This window comes from Ideonella sp. B508-1 (assembly GCF_000333615.1).
Lineage (GTDB): Bacteria > Pseudomonadota > Gammaproteobacteria > Burkholderiales > Burkholderiaceae_C > Ideonella.
In genome coordinates, this window is sequence record NZ_BADL01000529.1 from 1 (window position 1) to 1,267 (window position 1,267).

The 1,267-nt window shown below is 69.9% G+C and carries 2 protein-coding genes; one reads left to right on the plus strand and one right to left on the minus strand.

Annotated elements, in window-relative coordinates; all coding sequences use genetic code 11:
* On the minus strand, positions 1-470 hold a 470-nt coding region (locus I73_RS20835), incomplete at its 3' end, for a glutathione S-transferase (RefSeq protein ID WP_022982389.1).
* Between the two features lie 243 nt (positions 471-713).
* On the opposite strand from I73_RS20835, the gene I73_RS20840 reads away from it, so the two are divergent.
* Positions 714-1,267 (plus strand): hypothetical protein (locus tag I73_RS20840; RefSeq protein ID WP_148289878.1); only part of this gene is annotated, 554 nt, incomplete at its 3' end.

Below are 1,267 nucleotides of genomic sequence, written 5' to 3' on the forward strand. Positions count from 1 at the left end.
TCGGCCTTCATGTAGGCCAGTTGGGCCTGCAGATTGGGCTCGACGAAACCCTCCAGCACCTTGGCCGCGATCCCGCGGGCGATGGGCTTGGCGAAGAAGGGCATGGGCGCGGTCTGGATGCGCTGGAACACCAGCTTCAGCAGCAGTGGCGGCATGGCCGAGCCCTCGGCGAAGTGCAGCCAATAGCTGAAGCGCCGGGCCTCGGGCGTGCCCGCCGGCGGGCGCAGTCGGCCCTGGCCATGGGTCTCCAGCAGGTACTCGACGATGGCCCCGCTCTCGGCCACCGTGATGTCGCCGTCGGTGATGACGGGGGACTTGCCCAGCGGATGCACCGCCTTCAGCGCCGCAGGCGCCAGCAGGGTCTGCGGGTCGCGCTGGTAGCGGCGCACCTCGTAGGGCAGGCCCAGCTCTTCCAGCAGCCACAGGATGCGCTGCGAGCGCGAGTTGTTCAGGTGGTGGACGGTGATCATGGCTGGTGTGGCGAAGGTGGTGGGCAAGCGGCCGATTGTGCCGAGGCCGTTGTCCCGGGGAGCTTGAGCCGCAAAAGCCCCGGTTTCGGCGGACTTTTCAGCCGTCCCCTCCGCGCCCGGTCACGGAAAATCTGGGCTGCCGTACCGGTTTCCTCCGGGCCTGCAGTTCGCCCGGGTATCGCGGAGCGCCTCCACCGCAGGAGGCGCTCTTGTCCCCCTCCATACCCTTGTCGAGCTGCCGCCATGACCGCGTCCGCACGCCTTTTCGCGCCTGTGCAGAAAGTGCTCCGGCACCTGCGCCTGTCCACCCAGCTGCTGCTGATCGCCGCCCTCACCGCGGTCCCCTTGATTCTGCTGACCGCCCGCATGCTCAACCAGTGCGGGCAGCAGCTGCAAGCGACCACCAATGAGCTGGCCGGTGCCCAGGCCGTGGGCGCCTTGCTGGAGGTGGCCATCCAGACCCAGACCCACCGGGGCCAGACCAACCTGGCCATGTCCGGCGACGCCAGCGCCGACAGCGCGGTGGCCGGCACCCGCCCCAAGCTGCAGGCGGCCGTCCAGGCGGCCTCGGCGCAGCTGGCCCGACACCCCGAATGGCAGTTGGACCGGCTGTGGCAGCCGATCGCAGACCAGCTCACCCACCTGGCCGGGGGCGAACGCCAGGGGGACCGGGCCGCGGTGTTCCAGACCCACACCCGGCAAGTGGCGGCACTGCGGGCGCTGCTGCAAGAGCTGGGCGAGCGCAGCGACCTGCTCTTCGACCCCGAGCCGGACACCTATTTCATGATGGCGCTGGC